The sequence below is a fragment of the Streptomyces sp. NPDC002888 genome, from assembly GCF_042888465.1.
Lineage (GTDB): Bacteria > Actinomycetota > Actinomycetes > Streptomycetales > Streptomycetaceae > Streptomyces.
In genome coordinates this window covers 58,959-79,796 of sequence record NZ_JBIAPU010000034.1, presented here as the reverse complement: position 1 = coordinate 79,796, position 20,838 = coordinate 58,959, and the positions used below count along the sequence as shown (strand labels likewise).

Sequence of the window (20,838 nt, the reverse complement as noted above, 5' to 3'; positions counted from 1 at the left end):
GCCACCCATGACACCCCAGGTCACCGTGCCCGTCCGGCTGCGGATCGACGCGACCGCCGCCGCGGACGGCACCCCGCTGCCCCTGCTGCGCGCCGCGCTCGCCCGCGCCCTGGACAAGGCCGCCGCCACCGCACCGGTCGGCACGGTGTCCGCACCCACGTTCCAGTGGTACGGCCCCGGCCTTCCCGAACTCCCCGCCGGCACCCGGGAACGCGTCGAGCGCGAGATCGCCACAGTGATCGCGGAGCTGTGCCCGGCCCCGGCGTCTCCCGGGAGTGGGGGAGGCGGCGGCCTGCACGGCGTCAAGCGGTTCGTCGACCGCGCCCTCCTGTCCGCCGTGCCGAAGGCGGCACGCGCGGTGTTCACCGTCCACCCCGCCACGCCGCTCGTCCCCGCCGACGCGGCCACGCCCGCGGTGTGGCTGCTGGAGACGATGTCCGTCCGCCAGGCCGCCGAGCGCCTGTACGGCCGGCCGGACGACTGGGAACGGCTGGTCTACTGGTACAACCGCGACCTCTGGACCGACGAACACGCCCGGAACCAGTTCCGTGGCTTCCTGCCCCACCCCGACGACACCTCGCTCCGGCCGGGGCAGCGCCTGCGCGTCGAACCCGGACTCCTCGTCGAACCCCTGCGGACCCAGGTGCGCGAGGCCACCGCGGCCCGCACGGCCGCCGAACTGACGGCCACCGGCGGCGCCCGGCTCACCGCCGAGATCTCCGGCCCGGTCCCCATGGGCAGCACGGTCCGCATCGGGCTGAAGCTGCCCGCCGACGTCTATCCCGTACGGGTCGAGTGGGAGCTGCGCCACGACCCCGTGTACCGCGTGCGCTCCGGGGAGGCCACCGTGTCCGGCCCCAAGGGCGACCTGACCGAGCCGGAGAACGCCCCACCTCACATCTGGGACCTGGAGACCAAGGCCGCGGGCGCCCATGTCGTCGTGTGCCGGCTCCACCTCGGGGAGAAGTTCTGGCAGGAGGTGTACCTGCCGCTGCTGGTTCTCACCGCCAAGGACCTGGCCTGGCTCATGCTGCGGTCCACCTCCCAACCGCCCGTGACCCTGAAGGCGTTGAGGGCCGCTCAGCAGACCGAGTCCACCGACCGGCGGCGGGCCCTGACCCACGACCCGCGCACCGGCACCCGGCCCACCGGCCCGTACATCGCCGCCGACCCGGCCGGTGACGCGACGACCGGCGGCGCCGTCCGCTACTGGCTCCGGTGGCCCGACAGCCTCCACAGCGACCGCACGACGGTGCGCTGGTCCGCCCGGGCCCTCGCCCCAGCGGCACCGGGGGAGTGGAGAACACCGGAGAAGCGCGCCCTCGGCGCCATGCGCTGGGGCCTGTGGGAATGGATCGACGCCCGCGAACAGAAGGCACCGTCCGGCCTTCTGAGCGAGCACACCCACTGGGACGTGACCTGGGACCGGCCCGGGGAGTACGAGATCGTCTGCGAGGTCTCGACGCCGGGCATCGAGCCGGTCCGGCACCGCCAGAAAGTGTCCGTGGAGATCGGCACCCGGCCGAGTGCCGCCCCGCCGCCCCTGCCGCGCACCGAGGCGCGGGAAGCGGACGCCCGGCTGGCCTACATGGACGAGACCCTGGCCCGCGGCGAGACCGTACCGCTGCGTGCCGCCTGGGTCAGCGCGAGCGACGAACCGGCCGCCGTCGCGCTGAACCTCTACGCGACCACCGTCCCCGGCGCGCCCGCCACCGGCGTGCACCTTCGGATCTGGGACCACTCGCCGGGCGGCCGGCGCCGCTTCTACGAGGGCTCCGGCGACACGGCCGCCGCGGCGCTCGACAGCGCGCTGGACGCCCTGGGCCGCGTCCCGTACCCGCGCGGCGCCCTCCTGCTGGAGTCCGACCCGTTCGCCCTGGCGGGACAGGCGTTCCCGGCCCGCCGCAAGGTGATCGAGACACGCGGCGAGACGCCACTGGCGGAGTTCCTCTCCCAGTTCTCCAACTTCCTCTTCGTCAGCGGCGCCCTGCTGTCCCTCGCGGGCGCCCCGTACGTGGGCGGCCCGTTGATCGTGACGTCACAGCTCGGCGGCTCGGCCGCCGCGGCGGTACGGCTGCACGACCGCTACCTCTCCGGGACCCTGAAGGGCGACGGACAGACCGCCACCGACATCCTGGAACTCGCGGGCGGGGTGACCGGAGCGATCGGCAGGATCGCTGCCCTGCGCGAGATCACCCCGGCCGGGGGCCTGACGTTCGTCGCGGACGTGGACGGCGTCATCGGGAAGATCCAGTTCGTCACCGGCCAGGCCGACATGGCGGCCCGGCTCGACGCGGCCATCAGGGCGAAGGACCGGCGCCAGATCGCCGACATCCTCGTCGAGGCGGTGCGCGCCAAGGCCCTGGAAAAGCTGGGCGACATGGCCGACGACGCCTCCGGCGAGCAGGACGCGCCCGCACCGGCGCACCCCGAGGGCCAACCGGCGGACCAGTCAGCCCCGGCGGCGGCCACCGCCCCGCACCGTTCGGCACGTGCGGACTTCCTCAACGCCCTCCCCGCCGACCTGCACGCCGCCGTACGCGTCCTGGACAACGGCGGCCGGACCGTCGCCGTCCGCTACGACCTCGACATGTTCGGCAGACCGGCCAAGCTGGAGATCCACGCCGGTCCCGACGCCACCGCCGACGACGCCCGCCAGCACCTCGACACGATCCGTATGATCCAGAGTTACCAGGGCCTCGGCGGCCCCTGGCGCATCATCCTCGACCGCACGCGGGCCATGCTGCGCGACGAGGCCGAACCGATGCACTTCACCCAGGCCTGGGACGCCCGGGGCGAGATCGCCAAGCTGACGGCCATCGTCGCGGAGGAGAGGGCGAAGCTCGCGCACGAACCAAACGGCCAGGCCCGCCGGCGCATCGCCGACCTCGAACTGCAGATCCAGGAACACCGCTGGACGCTCGACGAACTGGACTCCCGCCAGGGCGGCCTGATCGCCGCCAAGGACCGCCGCCGCGCCAAACGCCTCTCCCCGCAGGCCGTGCTGGACGTCCGCTCCCGCATCGCGATGCGGCTGACCGAACTCGCGGAGACGAGCGCGCAGATCCGCGAGGACACCAAGGAGCTGGAGGAGCGACTCAGAGCGGCCAACAAGAACTACGCCGACGCCACCCGGCGCGGCGCGTCCCGCCAGGAGCTCGACGCCCTCGCCGCCGTCCGCGAGGAACTCGTCGAAGCGAGACAGGAGCTCAGCGCGGAACAGGCGGCGAATCAGAAGGAACAGCTGTACTGGCGCGGAGCGGAACAGCGTGCCGCCCTCGACCGCTACCCGTGGCTGCGCGACCGCACCCCCGGCGACACCGTCCAGAAGGAGGTGGTGGCCGCGGCGAACGGCGTCGACGCCCTGGGCAACCGGCCCGCGCCCGACGACCCGCTCACCGCCGACCACATCGTGTGCGTCCGGGAGATCGTCCTCATGGAGGACTTCGTCCTCCTCACCGACGAGGCAGCCCTGGAGATCCTCAACCTCCGCGAGAACCTCGTCCCGCTGGTGCGGTCGGCCAACTCCTCACGCAGCGACACCCCGTGGGAGCACTGGCAGGGCTGGACCCGGTACACCAAGGACCGTGCCAGAAGGGACAAGCTGATCGCGCAGGAGGCCCGCTTGCGGAAGGTCATCAGGGACAAGATCAGGGACGCTCTGCACAAGCAGCTCAGCAGCTTCTGAGACGAGGGCCGGACAAAGCCCTGACCAGGCCGGACAACGTCGGACTGTCCGGGACAGCCTGTTGCTCTTGTCGTGACGGGACACAGGTCAGGAAGCTGACCGGGCGCTTTCCCTGCTGACTGGAGGTCACTGCGTGTTGCGACATTGGAGAACGCGGCTGCTCGCCGTGGCGCTGGGACTGTTACTGGCCGTGGGTCTGGCCGGCCCCGCACAGGGCGCGCCCGTGCGGGACGACAGTGTCAGTCGCCCCATCTACTTCGTGCCCGGGTACGGCATGTGGGGAGGTTACGACTGCTGGTCCGACTACTGGAAGCCGGCCGGTGACCAGATGCGGGCCTGGGGCATGACGGGCTCGTACCACACCGTCGGTTACTACGACGGCAACACCAACTGCAACACCACCATCATCAACGGTGGCTCGCGGGACGTGTCGATCAAGGAGCTGGGCCGGTTGCTGGCCTGGAACATCTACAGCTCCTACTCCAAGCACAACCTCTCCGTCGACGTCGTCGCCCACTCCATGGGCGGTCTGGTGACCCGCGCGGCACTGACCGGCGTCGCTCGCAAGGAGAGCGGCTGGCCGCCGTATCTCTACATCGAGGACGTCGTCACGCTGAGCACCCCGCACCGGGGTACCGGCATCGGCTACGTCTGCGCCTTCATCCAGTGTCAGGAGATGCGGCCCGGTTCGACTCTCCTCAACTGGCTCTATCAGAGCCCCCAGTCGGCCATCGGTACGGACTGGACGCTGATGGGCGCCGATGACGACGACACCGTGGACACCGAGTCGGCTCTGGGCATGAGCGCCGGTCACTACGTCCGCTACGACGCGAGTCAGGGCATCGAGCACGACCAGATCTACCGGACGCTGGCGAACACCTCGTACAACCAGCGCTACTGGAACTACTACGACAAGACGTGGGTCCAGACCGGCGCCGGTGCCTCCCCCGTCCGCGCGCTCACCAACGCGCTCTACCACTGGTGGCGTTGGTGAACCGCGGGCCACTTCCCGGAAGGGCTTCCTTCATGTCACGTCGTGGCGTCACCCGTGTTCTCCTCTCCACCGCCACCCTGCTCGCCGGCTGCCTGGCCGCGACCCTGCCGGCCACACCCGCGTCCGCGGCGACCCGGTGCGTGTCGAACTGGAGCGGAACCCTCTGCCTGGACGCCCGCACGTCCGGCAGCTACGTGTCCAAGGCCTACACGAGCCTCGAGTACAGCCGTGACGGCGACCATTGCTGGATCGGCGGTCCGACACCGCCCCACGAGACCCACTTCGTCTTCATTTACTTCACCCTGTACGGGACCCTCGCCGACGGCAGCGCGTTCAAGCAGAGCGGGCAGGGGAAGTGCGGGGACGGTGAGGTCGGCGAGTCCTACACGACCGAGCACAAGACCTTCTCGCCGGCCAGGAGTTTCAGATCCGGAACGAAGCTGTGCCTGCGAGCCGACTACCAATCGCCGACGACATCCGACCCGGGCCGGGCCTGTGTCACGGTGCCCTGAATCCAGCGAAAGGAATGCGATGTTCAAGGCGTCAGTTCCCCGGACGGCCGTCATGGTGATGGCGACGGCCACCGCTCTGATCGGTTTCGCGGCCGCACCGGCAAGCGCCGCCGACCGTGTCACCTGCGGAAACACGTACCACAAGGAAGTCGAATACCCGGGGGGTGGCGGCATGCGGCCCTGTGGCATAGCGGAGTTCACGCCGAACGCCGTCAGGGGTGCGGAGGTGCTCATGGTCTGCGACTGGAGCCGGGACGGGCACAGCGCGGACATGGTCTACTACCGCTCGGACACGGGCCGCTGGGAGAGTCTGTGGGGTTCGAGCGGCTACAACACCTGCACATACGAAGAGATCGAGATGGCGAGCGGAGCCTCGATCAGGTTCAAGGTGTGCGCAGGCGAGTCGGAGACCGGCGCCATCCTGTCGAGCACCTGCAGTTCGTACCTGACCGTGCGCGCCTAGGAAGGCCGGAGAAGACCCGATGAAATCACCGTATGTGCTGGCCCTCTCGGGGGTGCTGGTCCTGTCGTCCGCCGCCGTCTCGTATGCGGATTCCCGTTCCGCCACCGACGACGCGGTCAGAGCGTCCGTCTACTCCTACTCGCCGCAGGGAACTCCCATCGAGGCGGGATACGGCAGAGTCTGGATCAGCCGGGAGTTCGGCAGCAGCCTGGAGGCGTGCGACATCAGAGCGGACGGATACCGAGTGGTGGCCAGGGTGTACCTCCAGGGCGGCGGCTACTTCCGTCAGGACGCCGTGGGCGAGTGGAACTGCAGCGAATCCCCCCGCACTCTGCCCATCACCAGCTCCAGCAGCTTCGAACTCCGTATGTGCCTGCAGAAGGGCTTCGACGGAACACCACTCAGCTGCCGTTCGGTCCGGTTCAACTGACAGGGTTGTCGACGATCGTACGTGGGGCGGTCGTCGCGTCAGTGAGAGTTCGGCACGAGGCGGGTGTGCGCAGTCGGTTGCCCCGGTAATGGGCGCACGGCGGTGGTGCGAAGCCCTCGCGTGCCCGGCCGGCAGCCGTCGGCTACCCACCCGGCCGGACCGCCTGCGCGTGCCGCCCGGCCGGGCGGGCCAGCGCGTCGACGGTCGCGGAGAAGAGCCAGGGCAGCCGCTGTGCCAGAGGCACCAGCGCGGCGCGGGCCGGGGGCACTCGCGTCGCGCCGACCAAGGCGTGGGTCAGCCAGCGGTAGCGCCGGGTGAGCTGCCGCCACTCCCGCTCGTAGGCCACCAGGTCACCGCTGCTGACGGCCCGGACGGCCGCCGGCGCCTGCGCGAGCGCAAGCGCGATGCCCTCACCGGTCAGCGCGTCGACGTAGCCGGCGGCATCGCCGACGAGCAGCACTCGGCCGGCGGTGCGTGCGCTCGTGCCCTGGCGGAGCGGGCCCGCCCCGCGCACCGGTCCGGCGTGCCCGGCTCCGGCGAGCCGCTCCCGCAGCTCGGGGAAGGCGGCGAGGTGGTCGTCGAACGACCCGCGGGCGGTGGTGAGTACCGCGACACCCACGAGGTCGTCGGCCACCGGGGTCACGTAGGCCTCCGCGTGTCGGGCCCAGTGCACCTCGACGTGGTCGCTCCAGGGGGTGAGCTCGTAGTGGCGCCGCAGTCCGTGCCGGGGGCGGGTATGGCGTGGCCGGTCGAGCCCCAGGGCCCGGCGGATCGGCGAGTGCAGGCCGTCGGCCGCGACGAGATGGCCGGCGCGCGTGCCGTCGACCAACACCCCGCCCTCGTCCTGCTCGACACGGCGCGCGGTGCGCTGTTCGACCCGTACGCCCGCGGCCAGCACCGTCTCACGCAGCGCCGCGTGCAGCGTCGTGCGACGCACTCCGCGGCCCGGGCCCGCTCGGAAGTCGGCATCGGCCCGGCGCGACCCGGCGACGTAGCGGATGCCGCGCAGGTCGTGCCCCGGCGGGCGCACGCCGAGCGCCGCCAAGGCGGTGACGGCACCCGGCATCAGTCCCTCGCCGCACGCCTTGTCGACGGTACCGGCGCGCTGCTCCCACACGGCTACGTCGAGCCCCGCCCGGGCCGCGTGCAGGGCCGTGGACAGGCCTGCGGGTCCCCCGCCGACGACGAGCAGGTCCATGGCCGGCTCCTTCAGGCCAGTCGCGCCAGGGCGGTGTCCTCGGCGCGGATGCGGGTGGCGAGCAGGAACCCGTTCAGCGCGGTGAAGACGACCGCCGTGACCCAGGCCGAGTGCACCAGGGGGAGCGCGAGACCCTCCACGACGACGGCGACGTAGTTGGGGTGCGGGATCCAGCGGTAGGGGCCGTCCGTCACGCGCGCAGCGCCGGGCACGACGATCACCCGGGTGTTCCACTGCGGTCCCAGAGTGGCGATGCACCACCAGCGCAACGCCTGCGAGGCCGCGACGAGGGCGAGCATGGCCCAGGCGAGGACCGCCACCGCGTCCGGTCGGCGCATCCACACCTCGACCAGCGCGCCGAAGAGCAGGCCCGTGTGCAGCACCACCATGAACGGGTAGTGCCCCCGCCCGGACTCCCTGCCGCCCCGCGCGAGGCTGACGGCGGCGTTGCGGTGGGAAACGGCCAGCTCGGCGACCCGCTCCAGGCCGACAGCCAGGACCAGGACGGTGAACAGGACCTCGCTGCTCACCGCGCACCACCCGGAGCGCGCAGAAGCACGAACTCGGAACAGAAGCCCGGGCCCATGGCGAGCATGAGCCCGTAGGAGCCGGGCGGGGGCGGACGGTTGGCGAGCGTGTCCGCCAGGACGTGCAGCACCGACGAGGAGGACAGGTTGCCGATCCGGCGCAACGAGTCCCAGGTCACGCCCAGGGCGTCCCGCCCGACCCCGAGAGTGTCCTGCAGCGCCTCGAGGACCTTGGGGCCGCCGGGGTGCGCCACGTACCAGCCGAGGTCGTCGCCGGTCAGTCGGTGGTCGGCGAGGAAGCCCCGGACGTCGTCGCCCACGTGACGGCGCACCAGGTCGGGGACCGAGGGGTCGAGCACGATCCGCAGGCCGCCGGAGCCGACATCCCAGCCCATCATGCGTTCCGAGTCGGGGTAGAGACGGCTGCGCGACGCGAGGACCTCGGGCCGAGCCGGGTCGTCGGACTGCGCGAGCGGGTGTTCGGGCCCGACGGCGACCACCGCCGCGGCGCCGTCCCCGAACAGGCCGCTGGCCACGAGGTTGGCGGCCGAGGTGTCGTCGCGCTGAAGCGTGAGCGAGCACAGCTCGACCGACATCAGCACCGCGACCCCGTCCGGGCGGCCGCGCAGCAGGTCGTGCAGGCGGGCGATACCGGCGACGCCCGCTACGCAGCCGAGGCCGACGAGGGGCAGGCGCACCACGTCGGGCCGCAGCCCGATCTCCGCTGCGACGCGGGCCTCGATCGAGGGGACGGCCAGGCCGGTCACCGTGCACGACACGATGTAGTCGACATCGGCCGGTGTCAGGCCGACTGCCTTGAGCGCGTCGACGACCGCGCGACCACCGAGCTCGACGCCGGCCCGGATGAAGACGTCGTTCGACTGGCCGAAGTCCTCGAGCCGGGCGTACTCCTCCAGTGGGAGCACGGTATGCCGGGTCTCGACGCACACGTTGCGGTGGAACCGTTCCACGATTTTGCGGTTGACCGTGTCCTCGACCAGCTTGGTGGCAAATGATTCGGTGATCTCCTCCTGCCGGTGGCGGTGCTCGGGCAGGACGCCGCGGACGCTGAGGACGCGCATGGTCATGCTGGCTCCTGTGGTCGGCTGGTAAGGCGGGTGAGCGCGACGAGCGCCCGACCGAGGCCGAGCTCGACGGTCGGGGTGAGCCGGCCCCGGCCGAGGCCGAGCTCGACGAGGCCGTCGAGGACACGACGGCCGGCGGCCGAGGGGCGCGGCCCGGCCCCGAGGCGCCGCGTGTCGCGGGCGATGCGGGCGGCGAGAACAGTGTGCCGCAGCCGGGGCGACATGGTCCGGCGGGGAGCTCGGGCATACCGCTCCCGGGCCCGCTCGGGCCACCCGTCACGCGGCGCCATCAGCCGGCCGCCACGAGCAGCACGACGTCGAGCAGGGCGATGGCCACCGCGGCCCGGAAGGGAGTACGACCGCGGGCGGCCAGCGTGAGCAGCGCGAGGACGGTCACCAGCGCGAGGACCGCCCACGCCCACGCCGGGGGCGGTCCTGAGGGGCCGAGCACGGCGAGCAGCGACGCGGCGGGCAGCAGCACGGCGGCAAGGACGCGCGAGCGACGTTCGCCGATCCGGTGCGGGAGGCCGCGGACGCCGGTACGTTGGTCGTCGGCGAGGTCGGGCAGCGTGTCGAGCAGGTGCGCCCCGACACCGAGCGCGGCGCCGGCACCGGTCATCCACAGCGGCGCCCAGCCCTGGGCGGGGTCGGCGAGGTTGACGACCGAGGGCAGCGTCCCGAAGGCGCAGGCGTACGGCGCCCAGGACCACACGGTCGTTTTGAGCCCAAGGTTGTACGCGTGGGCCGCACCGGTGGCAAGGGTGGCGTTGACCAGCGCGCTGCGCCAGCCGGCGAGCGCCGACAGCACGAGGCAGGCGAGTGCGGCCACGAGCAGGGCTCGTACCACCCGGCCGACGGGGAGGGCTCCGGTGGCCAACGGTTTGTCGGTGCGACCGACGGCGCGGTCGCGACGCAGGTCCAGCAGGTCGTTGCCCCAGCCGATCGTGAGCTGGCCGGTGAACACCGCAGCGGTGACGGTGACGGCGTCGAGCGGGTGCAGGCCGGCGCGGAGTGCGAGCAGTCCCGCCACGGCGGTGACCGCGAGGGCCGGCCCGCCGTGGGCGGCGGTGAGCAGCGCGGGCACGGACGGCGGGCCGGGGCGCGACGTCGCCCGGCGCCCCGGGACCGCGCGGGTGGTCACGGGCATCGCCGCACCTCGACCGGCCTATGACGGATCCTGCCCCCGGCCACGTCCGCGATGACCGCCGCGGTCACGGACGTGTCGGTGGCCGTACCGAACGGATCGTCCGCGCGCTGGTGGAGCACGGCGGCGGTCGCCTCGGCGACGTCCTGGGCCTGGACCATCCGGATGGTCGGCGCCAGGTCCATCGGCAGGACCGGCAGCAGGCCGTGCGAGCGCCGTACAACAGCGGAGCCATGTTTCCAGTTGCCTGTGTGACCCGTGATGCGCATGCAGAATCGCTGCCACGTTGTCCGCCCGCCCACACGAGGCACTCCGGCATCCGGTGGACGTCGGCAGCCCTCGGCTGTGCCCCGCCTGCGCTGAACGGCGATGTGGCACGAGCCCGGTCGAGGGGCTGCCGCCGTCCTGTTCCGCAGCGGACGACGACGCCGCAGAATGGGACCATGGACAGGGACGTCCTCACGGTTTCCGGTGTGCGGGACAGGCTCGGCAAGGCGCTCTTCAGCCGCGTCGCAGGGCCGGACGGTCCCGCGAACCGGGCTCGCATCCATGACACCCCGGGGCCGCGATGGTTCGGCGCGGAACGGCCCATCCGCGTCGTGCACGGCGACGCCTCGATGTTCATCGGCGGACTGCGCGCCCTGCTGCTGCAGTCCCTGCACCCGCTGGCCATGGCCGCCGTGGCCGCTCACTCCGGGTACCGCGGCGACCCCTGGGGGCGGTTGCAGCGCACCAGTACGTTCCTCGCCGTGACGACCTTCGGAACCATCGGAGACGCCCGCAGCGCCGTCGAACGGGTCCGCGCGATCCATGAGCGGGTAACGGGGGCGACAGCGGAGGGCGAGCACTACCAGGCCGCCGATCCCCACCTGCTCGAGTGGGTGCACGTCACCGAGACGGACAGCTTCCTGCGCGCCCACGAGCGCTACGGGGCCCGGCCCCTCGCACCCGCCGACTACGACGCCTACGTGGCGGACACGGCGAAGGTGGCGATGGCCCTCGGGGTGCCGGACCCACCACGGACGCGGGCGGAGCTCGAAGCACGCCTGGCCGCGTACCGTCCGGAACTCCGTGCCACCCCCGAGTGCCGGGCGACCGCGCGCTTCCTGCTGGTACAGCCACCGCTGCCGCTTGTCGCCCGCCCTGCCTACGCGCTGCTCGCCGCCAACGCGGTGGCGTCCCTCCCGGAGTGGGCCCGCAGGATGCTCTGGCTTCCGCGCGTCCCCGTGCTGGAGGACATCGCGATACCGCTCACCGGCCATGCCCTGACCAGAGCGATCAGGTGGAGCATGAATCCCCCGCCCCCGCCCCCGCCCCCGCTCCCGTCCGACGCCCGGTGAAGGCGCGGCGGCTCCAGGACACCGCCCGCGACCGTTCGACCCCACCCCGTCGTCGGTCAGCGTGGCGCCATCGCTCATCACCTCGACGATCGGCGAGCAGTCGGTCAGGCGCACTTCCCGGTGTCCGCGAGGCCGCGGTCGTGGCCGGCCAGGGAGCCGGCCAGGGCGGGCGCCTGGTGGCCTTCTACGCCGGCCGGGGCCCGCTGGGGGACGGCAGCCTCAGGGGCAGGCTGGGTGAATCGCCGCCCGCGTACATGGTCCCGTCGGACTTCCCCCCGGCCGTCCTCGACGCAGCGGAGCGATAACGTGCGGCTGCCTTCGGTCGGCCCCAGGGTCGGCGATTACGTCGTCGCGCATGTGGCAGTACGGCTCCTGCTGGGCACTCGACCGGGAGTCACCGCCGACTGGGGGATGGGGCAATCCCGGCGGGGCACGCGGGAGCCTTCGCGTTGTGGAGGGGAGTCGGCCCCATACCCGTTTTGTTGTGCGCCGGGTCGGGCACTCGGCGCACGACAGGAAGGTCGGCCGGAGCGCGTACGCGGTTGTCTGACTACTCCTGCGCGCCGGCCTTCGACGAGAGGCACGGCCATGGCAAAGATCCTCACGGTACTTTATCCGGATCCCGTTGACGGTTACCCGCCCAGGCATGCCCGGGACGAGATTCCCGTCATCAGCAGCTATCCCGGAGGGCAGACGACGCCCACCCCCCATGGCCTCGACTTCAGGCCGGGCGAGCTGGTCGGTTGCGTCTCCGGCGAACTCGGTCTGCGTCCGTTCGTGGAGGACCGGGGCCACACACTGATCGTCACCTCCGACAAGGAGGGGCCCGATTCCGTGCTGGAACGGGAACTCCCCGACGCCGAAGTGGTGATCTCGCAACCGTTCTGGCCCGCCTATCTGACCCCTGACCGGATCCGGCGCGCGCCGCGCCTGAAGCTGTCGATCACAGCCGGGATCGGTTCGGACCACGTGGACCTTCCGAGCGCCATCGAGCACGACCTCACCGTTGCGGAGATCACCTACAGCAACAGCATCAGCGTGTCGGAGCACGCGGTCATGCACATCCTCGCCCTCCTCCACAACTATCTGCCCGCCCACGAGTGGGTCACCGCCCGCCGAGGGTGGAACGTGGCTGACAGCGTCTCGCGGAACTACGACCTGGAGGGCATGGACGTCGGCGTCCTCGGCGCCGGACGGATCGGCGTGGCAGTGCTCCGCCGACTGAAGCCGTTCGATGTGAAACTGCACTACAACGACGCGCACAGACTGCCATCGGAGCTCGAGCGGGAGCTGGGGCTGACCTGGCATGCGGACGTCCGCTCCCTGGCGGCCGCAGTCGACGTGCTCTCCATCCACGCGCCGCTTCACGCGAAGACGGTGAACCTCTTCGACGACGAGATGCTGGCGACGATGAAGCGCGGGTCGTATCTCGTCAACACAGCCCGCGCGCTGATCGTCGACCGGGACGCCGTGGTACGAGCATTGGAACGAGGCCATCTGGCCGGCTACGCCGGTGACGTCTGGTACCCGGAGCCGCCGGAAGAGGACCACCCCTGGCGCACCATGCCGCACGAGGGCATGACCCCGCACGTAGCAGGTTCGACGCTCTCCGCGCAGGCCAGGTACGCGGCAGGCGTCCGGGAAATCCTGGAGTGCTGGTTCGACCACCGCCCCATCCGTCAGGAGTACCTCATTGTGGAGGGCGGCAGGCTGGCCGGGACCGGGGCTCGCTCCTACACGGTCTGACCCTGCTCCTACCCGTGCTGGAGGACGTCGACCGGGCCCGCGAACGGGTGCGAGCAGCCTGGACGCGGCGCCCGTTGAGTGGCCACTGCGGATCGAACGGAGGGAGGCTGGAAGGAGGCGGTCCGTGTTGCCCCCACAGCGTTTTTCATCGCCGAGAAGGCTGCGACCAGGCGGGGTGACCAGCGGATGGGAGAAAGCTCATGAAGGTCGGAGTGCTGACCGGCGGCGGTGACTGTCCCGGCCTCAACGCCGTGATCCGCAGCGTCGTCCGTAAAGGCGTCCAGGAATTCTCCTTCGACTTCGTCGGAGTGCGGGACGGATGGCTCGGTTTGCTCCAGGGTGATGTCATGCCGCTGGACATCTCCAACGTGCGGGGGATTCTTCCCCGCGGCGGGACCATCCTCGGCTCCTCCCGCACCAACCCGTTCAAGCACGAGGACGGGTTGCGACGCGTGCAGGACACCCTTGCCACGCACGACGTGGACGCGCTCGTCGTGATCGGCGGCGAGGACACGCTCGGCGTGGCCACCGAACTGAGCCGGCAGAGGATCCACCTGGTCGGCGTACCGAAGACCATCGACAACGACGTCTCCGGCACCGACTACACCTTCGGCTTCGACACCGCCGTCGGCATCGCCACCGAGGCCATCGACCGCCTCCACACCACCGCCGAGTCACACATGCGCACCCTGGTGGTGGAGGTGATGGGGCGGCATTCCGGGTGGATCGCACTCCACGCCGGCATCGCGGGTGGCGCCAACGCGATCCTCATCCCGGAGCGGCCGTTCGACATCGATCAGGTCTGTGAGCAGGTGAAGAGCCGGTTCAAGATCAACTATGCGCCGATCGTCGTGGTCGCCGAGGGGGCAGCCCCCAAAGAGGGACAGATGATCCTCAAGGACCAGAGGCTGGACGAGTTCGGCCATGTGCGGCTGTCCGGCATCGGGGAGTGGCTGGCTCAGGAGATTTCGGAGCGTACGGGCAAGGATGCCCGCACCACGGTCCTGGGTCACATCCAGCGCGGCGGCACCCCGAGCGCGTTCGACCGTTGGCTGGCCACACGCTTCGGGCTGCACGCCATCGATGCGGTCAAGGACGGTGACTTCGGCGTCATGGTCGCCCTGCAGGGCACCCGGATCGTCCGCCTCCCCCTCGCAGATGCCACCGAGAAGACCAAGCTGGTCGATCCATCGCTGTACGACGAGTTCGAGGTGTTCTTCGGCTGACCGGCCCTGGACCTCACCGGATCACCGATCCGCCACAGGACCTGGCGTTCGCCATCAGACCTCGGGCCGACCGTCATGCGGCGTACGGTACGACCGCCACCGGGCAGCGGGCGTGGTGCAGTACGGCGTGTGTGACCGGGCCCAGTCGGCCTTCGGCCGCCTGGGGATCGGTGCGGCGGCCGACGACGAGCAGGGCGGCACCCCGGGACGTGTTCAAGAGCGCTTCCGCGGGATGGAGCAGCAGGACATCGGTGCGGACCGTCACACGGGGGTACTTGTCCCGCCACGCGCGCAGCGCGTCGGAGAGCTGCAAGACTTCCTGATCCTCCCAGGTGGCGCGGTCCTCCTCGGTCACCACCAGCGTCCGCGGGGAGACGGCATCGGCAGGAAACGCCCATGCCTGCACCACCCGCAGGAGTGCTCCGCGTGCCTCAGCGGCCGAGAACGCGAAGTCCGCCGCCTCACCGACCGGGTGATGCGCGTCGTACCCCACCACTACCCGGGCAGCGTCGCGTGCCGCGTACATCCCTTCTCCGAAGGTGCCTGGCCGCTGGGGGACCAACACGACAGGGCACGGCGCTGCTGCAGCCATCCGCAGGGCCACCGAGCCGACCGCGAGGCCCTCGAACCCGCCCGTCCCCCGTGTGCCGACGACGAGGAGCCCGGCACCGCGGGCCGCGGCGAGGAGAGCCGGGACCGGGGCGACATCGGCCAGCTCGCCCCGCACCTCGACATCCGGGTAGCGGTCGCCGAGGTCGGCGACCATTCGCTGGAGCATCCGCGAACCCATGTGATGCAGCCTGTCGAGGGCCGGGTCCGGCACGGTCGTCCCCGGAAGCGGTGGAGAGGCGCAGAACAGACGCAGCGGAACGTCGCGCAGCGCGGCCTCCCGCGCCGCCCAGTCGGCCGCCGCCGAACTGCGTACCGACCCGTCGACACCGGCCAGCACAGGATGACTCATCGCGTCCTCCTTCGCCCTGCCTGCACCTCCGCGGGCGTCACACGGCCCGTGTCTCCTGTCTTCCACTGTTCCACGGCAGGACCGCTCAGGCGCCCGGACCGGATGCGGGTTCGACGAAGGTCCTGGCGGCCCGCATCGCAGCCGCGTCGGGGAGATCTGTCCCAGGGGACGGACGTCGCCTTGACCGCCTGAGTGCCTCAGCGGCGGGCCCAGATCCACAAGACGCACCGGGAGGTCATCCGGGAGCGGGCCGGCCGCGACCAAGCGGCTCTCAAGCCGCTGCCGCCGACCCCGTGTCCCCCGGCGCAGGCACGGCGGGCAACCTCGCGTACGGGCCTCGGGCCGCACCTCGTCGACGAGGTACTCGGCCGGCCGGTGCCGGTCGAGCGCGGGCCGGCCGCCGAGTCCGTGATGCCGGGCGGCAGACGCTGATCGCTCCGTTCGAGAAGCTCACCGCGGACTGACCGTGCCGACGGTCAGTGATCGGGTCGCCCCATGTGGCCGACAGCGTTTGCGCGGCCCGGCGGCCACGGCCGTACTCGTCGCCGAACTTATCGCCCACGCCATGCGCCATGACCCGTGCTGAGGCTACGAGGGCGCGATGGGCGTGGTCGGAACGAAGGATCCCCGCTGATGCGCTCTATCGAGCCTCAGCGTTTCGCCAGACCCCCGTTATGTTCTTCGCGGTCCTGCAAGAGGGCCGCTGGCCTCCGGGCCCGGCATGACTGTTCCCCCTGTCGAAGGCATGACCTGGGGGGTGGTGTCACCGGGCCCGGGAGGTGCCGTCGGAGACGCTGATAAGAGGTCCGGCCACCACCCGGTCCGGCGCAATGCCGGACAGCTCGCGGGCGGCAGGTCTGCATAACGTGGATGCGCGCGTACGACACCACAGCCAAGGCCGGCACGTTCACCCCCCCCTGGAAGGGCGCGATGTTCGACACCGAAGACGTGGGCGTGTTCCTCGGCCTGAACGTCGGCAAATCCGCTCACCACGGCCACGGACTCACCCCGGCCGGGGAAAAGGTCCTCGACAAGCAGCTGCCCAACAGCGAGCCGAAACTGCGGGCCGTCTTCGACAAGCTGGCCGCGAAGTTCGGCACCGTCCTGGTGATCGTGGATCAGCCCGCCTCCATCGGCGCCCTCCCGCTGACCGTCGCCCGGGACGCCGGCTGCAAGGTCGCCTACCTGCCCGGACTCGCCATGCGCCGCATCGCCGACCTGTACGGGTCCTCATCGTCCGCGAATACAGTCCGGCATGTCGCCGCGGTTGGCCGCGCTCGCGGCATCCGCGGTGGCTGCTTGGGCGGACCCGGGCGCGAGCACGACCCGCACCAGCCGGTGTCCTCCCGTAGATGACCCGGCTTCCCGCAGCGCGGGCCGAACTGTTGGGTCGCGAACCGCTCGCCCCTGCGGCGGCAGTCCCGGTGCACAGCAGCCGGTTGTCAGCCGAGCGGACGGGATGGCCGCATTGGTCGCAGAAGCGTGGGCACGCGACGCACTGGCCGGTGTCCTCCTGGAGAACACCGGCCAGCGAGCAGGGGCGCCGCAGGCGCCTTAGGAAATAGCCCTAACATTCGGTACACGAGGTTGCCATCCGCATCTATTGTTAACGTCGTCAACGAATTCATGCATTGATAGCGGGATGGGCCCTGTGTACGGTTGCCCGTATGACGGACACTCCCGCCCCAGAGGTCAACCCGCTGGTCACCGGCTCCGAGATCGCCAGGCTGGCGGGCGTCACCCGCGCCGCCGTCTCGAACTGGCGACGACGTTACGACGACTTCCCCAAGCCGACCGGCGGGGGTGTCAACAGTCCGCTGTTCGACCTGGCTGAGGTGCAGGCCTGGCTGGACAGGCAGCGCAAGGGGCAGGAAGTCTCCGTGGAGGTGCAGCTGTGGCAGGCGCTGCGCGGAGTGTACGGCGACGACATGCTCGGCGGGCTCGTGGATGTCGCCCGTCTCCTCAGCGAGGGAGAGGCACGTGAGGAGCTTCCGGCGGAGGTCGTCCGGCTCGCGCGGGATCTGGCCGAGAGCGGTGGCGCGGCAGAGGCGGTGAGTGTCCTCGCGGAGCGCTTCACCGACTCCGTACGCCGGGCCGGATCGGACCAGGCCACCTCACCGCGCGTCGTCCGTGCCGTATGCCACTTCGCCGGTGAGGTGGCACCTGACGCGACTCTCTTCGACCCAGCCTGCGGCATCGGTTCCCTCCTGCTCGCCGTCGGTCCCGGGCAAGGCCCCAGGCGCTGCGGGCAGGAGTTCGACGCCCACAGGGCCGTGTTCGCGCAACTGAGGGCCGACCTCACCGGGCGCATTGGTGTCGGCATCGTCACTGGGGACTCCCTGCGTGACGACCAGTGGACGGACCTCAAGGCCGACCTGGTTGTCTGTGATCCCCCAGTCGGTGAACCCGACTGGGGGCGTGAGGATCTGTTGCTCGACTCGCGCTGGGAGTTCGGCACCCCGTCTCGTGCCGAAGGCGAACTCGCATGGCTGCAGCACGCCTATGCGCACACCGCGCCCGGCGGTCGTGTCCTCATGGTCCTGCCCGCCTCGGTCGCCTACCGCAAGGCGGGCCGCCGTATCCGCGCCGAGCTCGTACGACGGGGCATCCTCACCCAGGTCACCGCTCTTCCGTCCGGCACGGCGGCCTCGCATGCGCTTCCGGTCCACCTCTGGCAGCTGCGCCGCCCGCGGACCCTCGGGGATGCCGTCACCAGTGTCCGCATGGTCGATCTGACGGCGGGCGATCCGGACGGCTCACTGGAACCGGGCCCCGAGCAGATGGCGGAAGTTCCCCTGATCGATCTGCTTGACGATGCCGTGGACCTCACGCCCGGCCGTCATGTCGAGGATTCCCATCGCAACTACGCGGTTGAATATCAGACCTTGCGACGGGAGCTGACCGAGCAGGTGAGACTGTTGGCGGAGTTGCTGCCGGCGTTGGTCGCGGGCGATGGCCCCAGCTCTCTGGACGGACCTACCGTCAGCGTCGCTGACCTTGCGCGCGCAGGGCTCGTCGAGTACGGCGATCCGGAACCGGTCTCGATCAGCGACCAGCTCGACACCGACTACCTTCAGGGCTTCCTGCGCAGCGCTGCCAACACCCGCCGCTCCACGAGCACCAGCGGCACCTTCCGCCTCGACGGCAAGGGCGCCCGCATCCCGCAGATGGACATCACCGAGCAACAGCGGTACGGGGCAGCCTTCCGCGCGCTTCAGGAGTTCGAGGAGCGAGCGCGGAGAGTGGTGGAGCTGAGTCAGGACGCGGCGACCCTGGCAAGGGACGGGCTCGGCAACGGCGCGCTCGCCCCGGACAGCTGACGGAGAGCGTCACCCTGCTTGCCCTGTACGCCGATTCGGTTACGGCACGAACGAACTGGCCGACCCGCTCCACGTAACCGCCAACGCCTCCCGCGCACGCGTGCACGCCACGAAGAGCAGGCACCGCTCCCGCAGCAGATCCGAGTCGCGCTGCAGCGCGTCCACCGAGGCCGGTGTCACCTCGCGGGCGAACGGCACCGCGCTTGCCGTCACTCCCAGGACGGTGACGCAGCGGAACTCCAGCCCCTTCATGGCATGCATGGTGGCAAGCCGCACCCCTTCCGCGCCGGGCCCCGGGTTGTCCCTGACACGGACCACCGGGATCTTGGCCGCGGTCAGCTTGTCGTAAGCCTTGTCGAGCAGCACGTTGAATCGGGCGCACACCCCGATCTCCGACGGCCGGATGCCTTGGTCGATCCAGCCTTCGACGCGCTCGACGAGCGCCGCGACCTCCGCCTGCTCGGAGCCGTACCCGTCTACGTGGGGCCTCCGGCCGTGCAGCAGGGAGCGGTAACCGGCCAGGCTGTCGCTGCCCTCGCCGCCCAGGTCGTCGACCGACACCGGGCTGAGGATGCCGGTCGACCAGCCGAGGATCTCCTCCGTGGAGCGGTAGTTGATGCGCAGACGGTGGGTGCGGCCGGCCACCGAGATGCCCAAGGAGCCGAGCGACACCTTCGAGTCGTAGATGCGCTGGTGCGGGTCACCTGTGATGAACAGGTCGTCGCTGCCGCGTGCCACCGCGCCGCGCAGGACACGCCACTGCGCGGGGTGCAGATCCTGCGCCTCGTCGACCACGACGTGGTCGTGCGTGGCCGCCGATCCGGTCAGGAGGTCGGCCGCACGCGCACACACCTTCAGATGCGTAGTGAGCTTCTGCGTACGCAGCATCGACTCGAACAGCTCGACGGCCGACCACAGTTGGTCGCGTCGCGTCGATGGCAGCGCACTGCCGCGCCCGCGCCGTAGGGCACTGCGGTAGGCGTCAGGTGTGCGCAGGTCCTGGGCGAGTACGACGTGTCGGTACTCCTGAGCCAGGAACTGTTCGGTCCACGGCAACCCCAGTTGCTTGACGACACGCTGCCACAGCTGCCGTTCCTCCCGATCGTTCATGGGGGAGGGGGCCTTGCCGTCGAGGCGGGTCACGACGCCGTGCGCGTAGGCGTTGACCGTGGTCACATCGACGCGGCCGAGCAGCGCCTCGTCACCATCCAGGAGCAGGGACAAGTTCTCGCGCAGTGAGGCGGCCAGGGCGTTCGTGTACGTGGTCAGCAGGACGCGGGTGTCGGGCGAGCGCGTGAGGAGATGCTTGACGCGGTGCAGGGCCGCGACCGTCTTGCCCGTGCCGGGACCGCCGGTGATCTGGACCGGGCCGCCGTACGACACCCGGTAGGCGACGCGGCGCTGTGAAGGGTGCAGGAACACCCGCCAGGCCGTGAACGGCTTCTCCAGGATGTCCGCGAGCTCTTCGGGGCCGGTGACCAGAGTAATGCGGTTCGTGGTGTTGGCGATGGCGACGGCGAGGCTCTCGTCGGGGTCGGGGCCCGCGCCGACCGGACGGCGGACGGCGACCACGTCCCGATATACCTCGTCGGGGCTGAACTCCTCGGCGAGGTACTGGAGCACCTCGCACTGGTCCTCCGGCAACAGTGTCTCGAACGCCTTGAGCTGAGCCTTGTCGATGATGGTCCGCGCCGCACGCAACACCTGGTCGTCGATGCCCAGTTCGCGCAGCACGGTGTCCGAGTACTTCGCGAAGAGCAGGGAGTCGGCGGCGGCAGCCGCCTTTTCCAGGGCCGGGGTCAGCTGCTCGATGGCGACCACGTTGCGGACTTCGAGCGCGCGCGTCGCGGAGTTCGTCGTGTACAGCCGCTTGGCGGCCCAGGTGTACGCGTCGTCGTGCCGTACGACGTTGACGAGCAGGAAAACATCACTGCCGTCATCCGGGGCGAGGACGACACCGCGCCAGAAGTCGTTGATGCGGATGGTCCGCATGCGTGCGTCCTGCGCGTTCTGCACGGACTCGAGGTGGAGCCCTTTGTCCGCGTGCAGTTCCGGCACGGAGAGCAGCTGGAACTTCTGCATCGCCTTGCGTACGCCTGCCTTGACGGGCTTCTCCAGGACGTCGTAGCTCTCCCAGAAGCTGTTGGCGAACGCGAGCTGCGGCACGAGGTGAACTCCCCACCCTGGACGGACACTCCGCAGTC

General features: G+C 70.8%; 18 protein-coding genes and 1 pseudogene. 11 read left to right on the top strand and 8 right to left on the bottom strand.

What is annotated here, in order from left to right; genetic code table 11:
* Window positions 1-7 precede the first annotated feature (7 nt).
* From ACFYWX_RS39650 to ACFYWX_RS39630, 5 genes are all read left to right on the top strand, one after another.
* Window positions 8-3,688, top strand: coding sequence for a hypothetical protein (locus ACFYWX_RS39650; RefSeq protein ID WP_389429921.1), 3,681 nt, complete (start codon window positions 8-10; stop codon window positions 3,686-3,688).
* A 136-nt stretch (window positions 3,689-3,824) separates the two neighbouring features.
* Window positions 3,825-4,682, top strand: coding sequence for an esterase/lipase family protein (locus ACFYWX_RS39645; protein WP_389429919.1), 858 nt, complete (start codon window positions 3,825-3,827; stop codon window positions 4,680-4,682).
* A 32-nt stretch (window positions 4,683-4,714) separates the two neighbouring features.
* A complete protein-coding gene (locus ACFYWX_RS39640) occupies window positions 4,715-5,194 on the top strand; it encodes a hypothetical protein (protein WP_389429917.1) in 480 nt (159 codons plus the stop codon).
* Between the two features lie 19 nt (window positions 5,195-5,213).
* Window positions 5,214-5,657, top strand: coding sequence for a hypothetical protein (locus ACFYWX_RS39635; RefSeq protein WP_389429915.1), 444 nt, complete (start codon window positions 5,214-5,216; stop codon window positions 5,655-5,657).
* A 19-nt stretch (window positions 5,658-5,676) separates the two neighbouring features.
* Window positions 5,677-6,087 (top strand): hypothetical protein, encoded by a 411-nt coding sequence (locus ACFYWX_RS39630; RefSeq protein ID WP_389429914.1) that lies wholly within the window; start codon window positions 5,677-5,679, stop codon window positions 6,085-6,087.
* Between the two features lie 142 nt (window positions 6,088-6,229).
* On the opposite strand, the gene ACFYWX_RS39625 is transcribed toward ACFYWX_RS39630, so the two are convergent.
* Genes ACFYWX_RS39625 through ACFYWX_RS39600 form a run of 6 tightly spaced genes read right to left on the bottom strand, consistent with a single transcriptional unit; the run spans window position 6,230 to window position 10,310 of the window.
* A complete protein-coding gene (locus tag ACFYWX_RS39625; protein WP_389429913.1) occupies window positions 6,230-7,285 on the bottom strand; it encodes an NAD(P)/FAD-dependent oxidoreductase in 1,056 nt (351 codons plus the stop codon).
* An 11-nt stretch (window positions 7,286-7,296) separates the two neighbouring features.
* Window positions 7,297-7,815, bottom strand: coding sequence for an isoprenylcysteine carboxyl methyltransferase family protein (locus ACFYWX_RS39620; protein WP_389429912.1), 519 nt, complete (start codon window positions 7,813-7,815; stop codon window positions 7,297-7,299).
* Window positions 7,812-8,900: a type III polyketide synthase gene (locus ACFYWX_RS39615; protein WP_389429910.1), complete on the bottom strand. Its 1,089-nt coding sequence runs from the start codon at window positions 8,898-8,900 to the stop codon at window positions 7,812-7,814. Before ACFYWX_RS39615 ends, ACFYWX_RS39620 begins: the two co-directional genes overlap by 4 nt.
* Entirely contained in the window at window positions 8,897-9,187 is a 291-nt protein-coding gene (locus ACFYWX_RS39610; protein WP_389429909.1) for a hypothetical protein, read from the bottom strand. Before ACFYWX_RS39610 ends, ACFYWX_RS39615 begins: the two co-directional genes overlap by 4 nt.
* On the bottom strand, window positions 9,187-10,044 hold the full coding sequence (locus ACFYWX_RS39605; RefSeq protein ID WP_389429908.1) for a UbiA family prenyltransferase: 858 nt from the start codon (window positions 10,042-10,044) through the stop codon (window positions 9,187-9,189). The genes ACFYWX_RS39610 and ACFYWX_RS39605 overlap by 1 nt, the downstream gene beginning before the upstream one ends.
* Window positions 10,035-10,310 carry a hypothetical protein gene (locus ACFYWX_RS39600; protein ID WP_389429907.1) on the bottom strand — a complete coding sequence of 92 codons (276 nt, stop codon included), beginning with the start codon at window positions 10,308-10,310 and terminating at the stop codon, window positions 10,035-10,037. Before ACFYWX_RS39600 ends, ACFYWX_RS39605 begins: the two co-directional genes overlap by 10 nt.
* A 174-nt stretch (window positions 10,311-10,484) precedes the next feature.
* Here ACFYWX_RS39600 and ACFYWX_RS39595 point away from each other — a divergent pair, with 174 nt between their 5' ends.
* The 3 genes from ACFYWX_RS39595 (at window position 10,485) to ACFYWX_RS39585 (ending at window position 14,353) form a co-directional block, all read left to right on the top strand.
* Complete coding sequence (locus tag ACFYWX_RS39595; RefSeq protein WP_389429906.1) at window positions 10,485-11,381, top strand: oxygenase MpaB family protein; 897 nt, start codon at window positions 10,485-10,487, stop codon at window positions 11,379-11,381.
* A 588-nt stretch (window positions 11,382-11,969) separates the two neighbouring features.
* A complete protein-coding gene (locus tag ACFYWX_RS39590; protein WP_389429904.1) occupies window positions 11,970-13,127 on the top strand; it encodes an NAD-dependent formate dehydrogenase in 1,158 nt (385 codons plus the stop codon).
* A 200-nt stretch (window positions 13,128-13,327) separates the two neighbouring features.
* Entirely contained in the window at window positions 13,328-14,353 is a 1,026-nt protein-coding gene (locus ACFYWX_RS39585; RefSeq protein ID WP_389429903.1) for a 6-phosphofructokinase, read from the top strand.
* Between the two features lie 73 nt (window positions 14,354-14,426).
* On the opposite strand, the gene ACFYWX_RS39580 is transcribed toward ACFYWX_RS39585, so the two are convergent.
* Window positions 14,427-15,314: a universal stress protein gene (locus ACFYWX_RS39580; protein WP_389429901.1), complete on the bottom strand. Its 888-nt coding sequence runs from the start codon at window positions 15,312-15,314 to the stop codon at window positions 14,427-14,429.
* A 192-nt stretch (window positions 15,315-15,506) separates the two neighbouring features.
* On the opposite strand from ACFYWX_RS39580, the gene ACFYWX_RS39575 reads away from it, so the two are divergent.
* The 3 genes and pseudogenes from ACFYWX_RS39575 to ACFYWX_RS39565 all read left to right on the top strand — a co-directional run bounded on the left by ACFYWX_RS39575 (window position 15,507) and on the right by ACFYWX_RS39565 (window position 18,634).
* Window positions 15,507-15,746 (top strand): hypothetical protein, encoded by a 240-nt coding sequence (locus tag ACFYWX_RS39575; protein ID WP_389429900.1) that lies wholly within the window; start codon window positions 15,507-15,509, stop codon window positions 15,744-15,746.
* A 498-nt stretch (window positions 15,747-16,244) separates the two neighbouring features.
* Window positions 16,245-16,538: pseudogene (locus ACFYWX_RS39570) on the top strand (transposase); the annotation flags it as partial.
* A gap of 443 nt (window positions 16,539-16,981) precedes the next feature.
* Window positions 16,982-18,634, top strand: coding sequence for an N-6 DNA methylase (locus ACFYWX_RS39565; RefSeq protein WP_389429899.1), 1,653 nt, complete (start codon window positions 16,982-16,984; stop codon window positions 18,632-18,634).
* 39 nt (window positions 18,635-18,673) lie between these two features.
* On the opposite strand, the gene ACFYWX_RS39560 is transcribed toward ACFYWX_RS39565, so the two are convergent.
* Complete coding sequence (locus ACFYWX_RS39560; protein ID WP_389429898.1) at window positions 18,674-20,800, bottom strand: UvrD-helicase domain-containing protein; 2,127 nt, start codon at window positions 20,798-20,800, stop codon at window positions 18,674-18,676.
* Between the last annotated feature and the right edge of the window lie 38 nt (window positions 20,801-20,838).

Excerpts from the sequence above, each read along its gene's own strand:
- ACFYWX_RS39650 (WP_389429921.1), top strand. The coding sequence starts at position 8 with ATGACACCCCAGGTCACCGTGCCCGTCCGGCTGCGGATCGACGCGACC.
- ACFYWX_RS39640 (WP_389429917.1), top strand. The coding sequence starts at position 4,715 with ATGTCACGTCGTGGCGTCACCCGTGTTCTCCTCTCCACCGCCACCCTG.
- ACFYWX_RS39635 (WP_389429915.1), top strand. The coding sequence starts at position 5,214 with ATGTTCAAGGCGTCAGTTCCCCGGACGGCCGTCATGGTGATGGCGACG.
- ACFYWX_RS39630 (WP_389429914.1), top strand. The coding sequence starts at position 5,677 with ATGAAATCACCGTATGTGCTGGCCCTCTCGGGGGTGCTGGTCCTGTCG.
- ACFYWX_RS39625 (WP_389429913.1), bottom strand. The coding sequence starts at position 7,285 with ATGGACCTGCTCGTCGTCGGCGGGGGACCCGCAGGCCTGTCCACGGCC.
- ACFYWX_RS39615 (WP_389429910.1), bottom strand. The coding sequence starts at position 8,900 with ATGACCATGCGCGTCCTCAGCGTCCGCGGCGTCCTGCCCGAGCACCGC.
- ACFYWX_RS39610 (WP_389429909.1), bottom strand. The coding sequence starts at position 9,187 with ATGGCGCCGCGTGACGGGTGGCCCGAGCGGGCCCGGGAGCGGTATGCC.
- ACFYWX_RS39605 (WP_389429908.1), bottom strand. The coding sequence starts at position 10,044 with ATGCCCGTGACCACCCGCGCGGTCCCGGGGCGCCGGGCGACGTCGCGC.
- ACFYWX_RS39600 (WP_389429907.1), bottom strand. The coding sequence starts at position 10,310 with ATGCGCATCACGGGTCACACAGGCAACTGGAAACATGGCTCCGCTGTT.
- ACFYWX_RS39595 (WP_389429906.1), top strand. The coding sequence starts at position 10,485 with ATGGACAGGGACGTCCTCACGGTTTCCGGTGTGCGGGACAGGCTCGGC.
- ACFYWX_RS39590 (WP_389429904.1), top strand. The coding sequence starts at position 11,970 with ATGGCAAAGATCCTCACGGTACTTTATCCGGATCCCGTTGACGGTTAC.
- ACFYWX_RS39585 (WP_389429903.1), top strand. The coding sequence starts at position 13,328 with ATGAAGGTCGGAGTGCTGACCGGCGGCGGTGACTGTCCCGGCCTCAAC.
- ACFYWX_RS39580 (WP_389429901.1), bottom strand. The coding sequence starts at position 15,314 with ATGAGTCATCCTGTGCTGGCCGGTGTCGACGGGTCGGTACGCAGTTCG.
- ACFYWX_RS39565 (WP_389429899.1), top strand. The coding sequence starts at position 16,982 with ATGACGGACACTCCCGCCCCAGAGGTCAACCCGCTGGTCACCGGCTCC.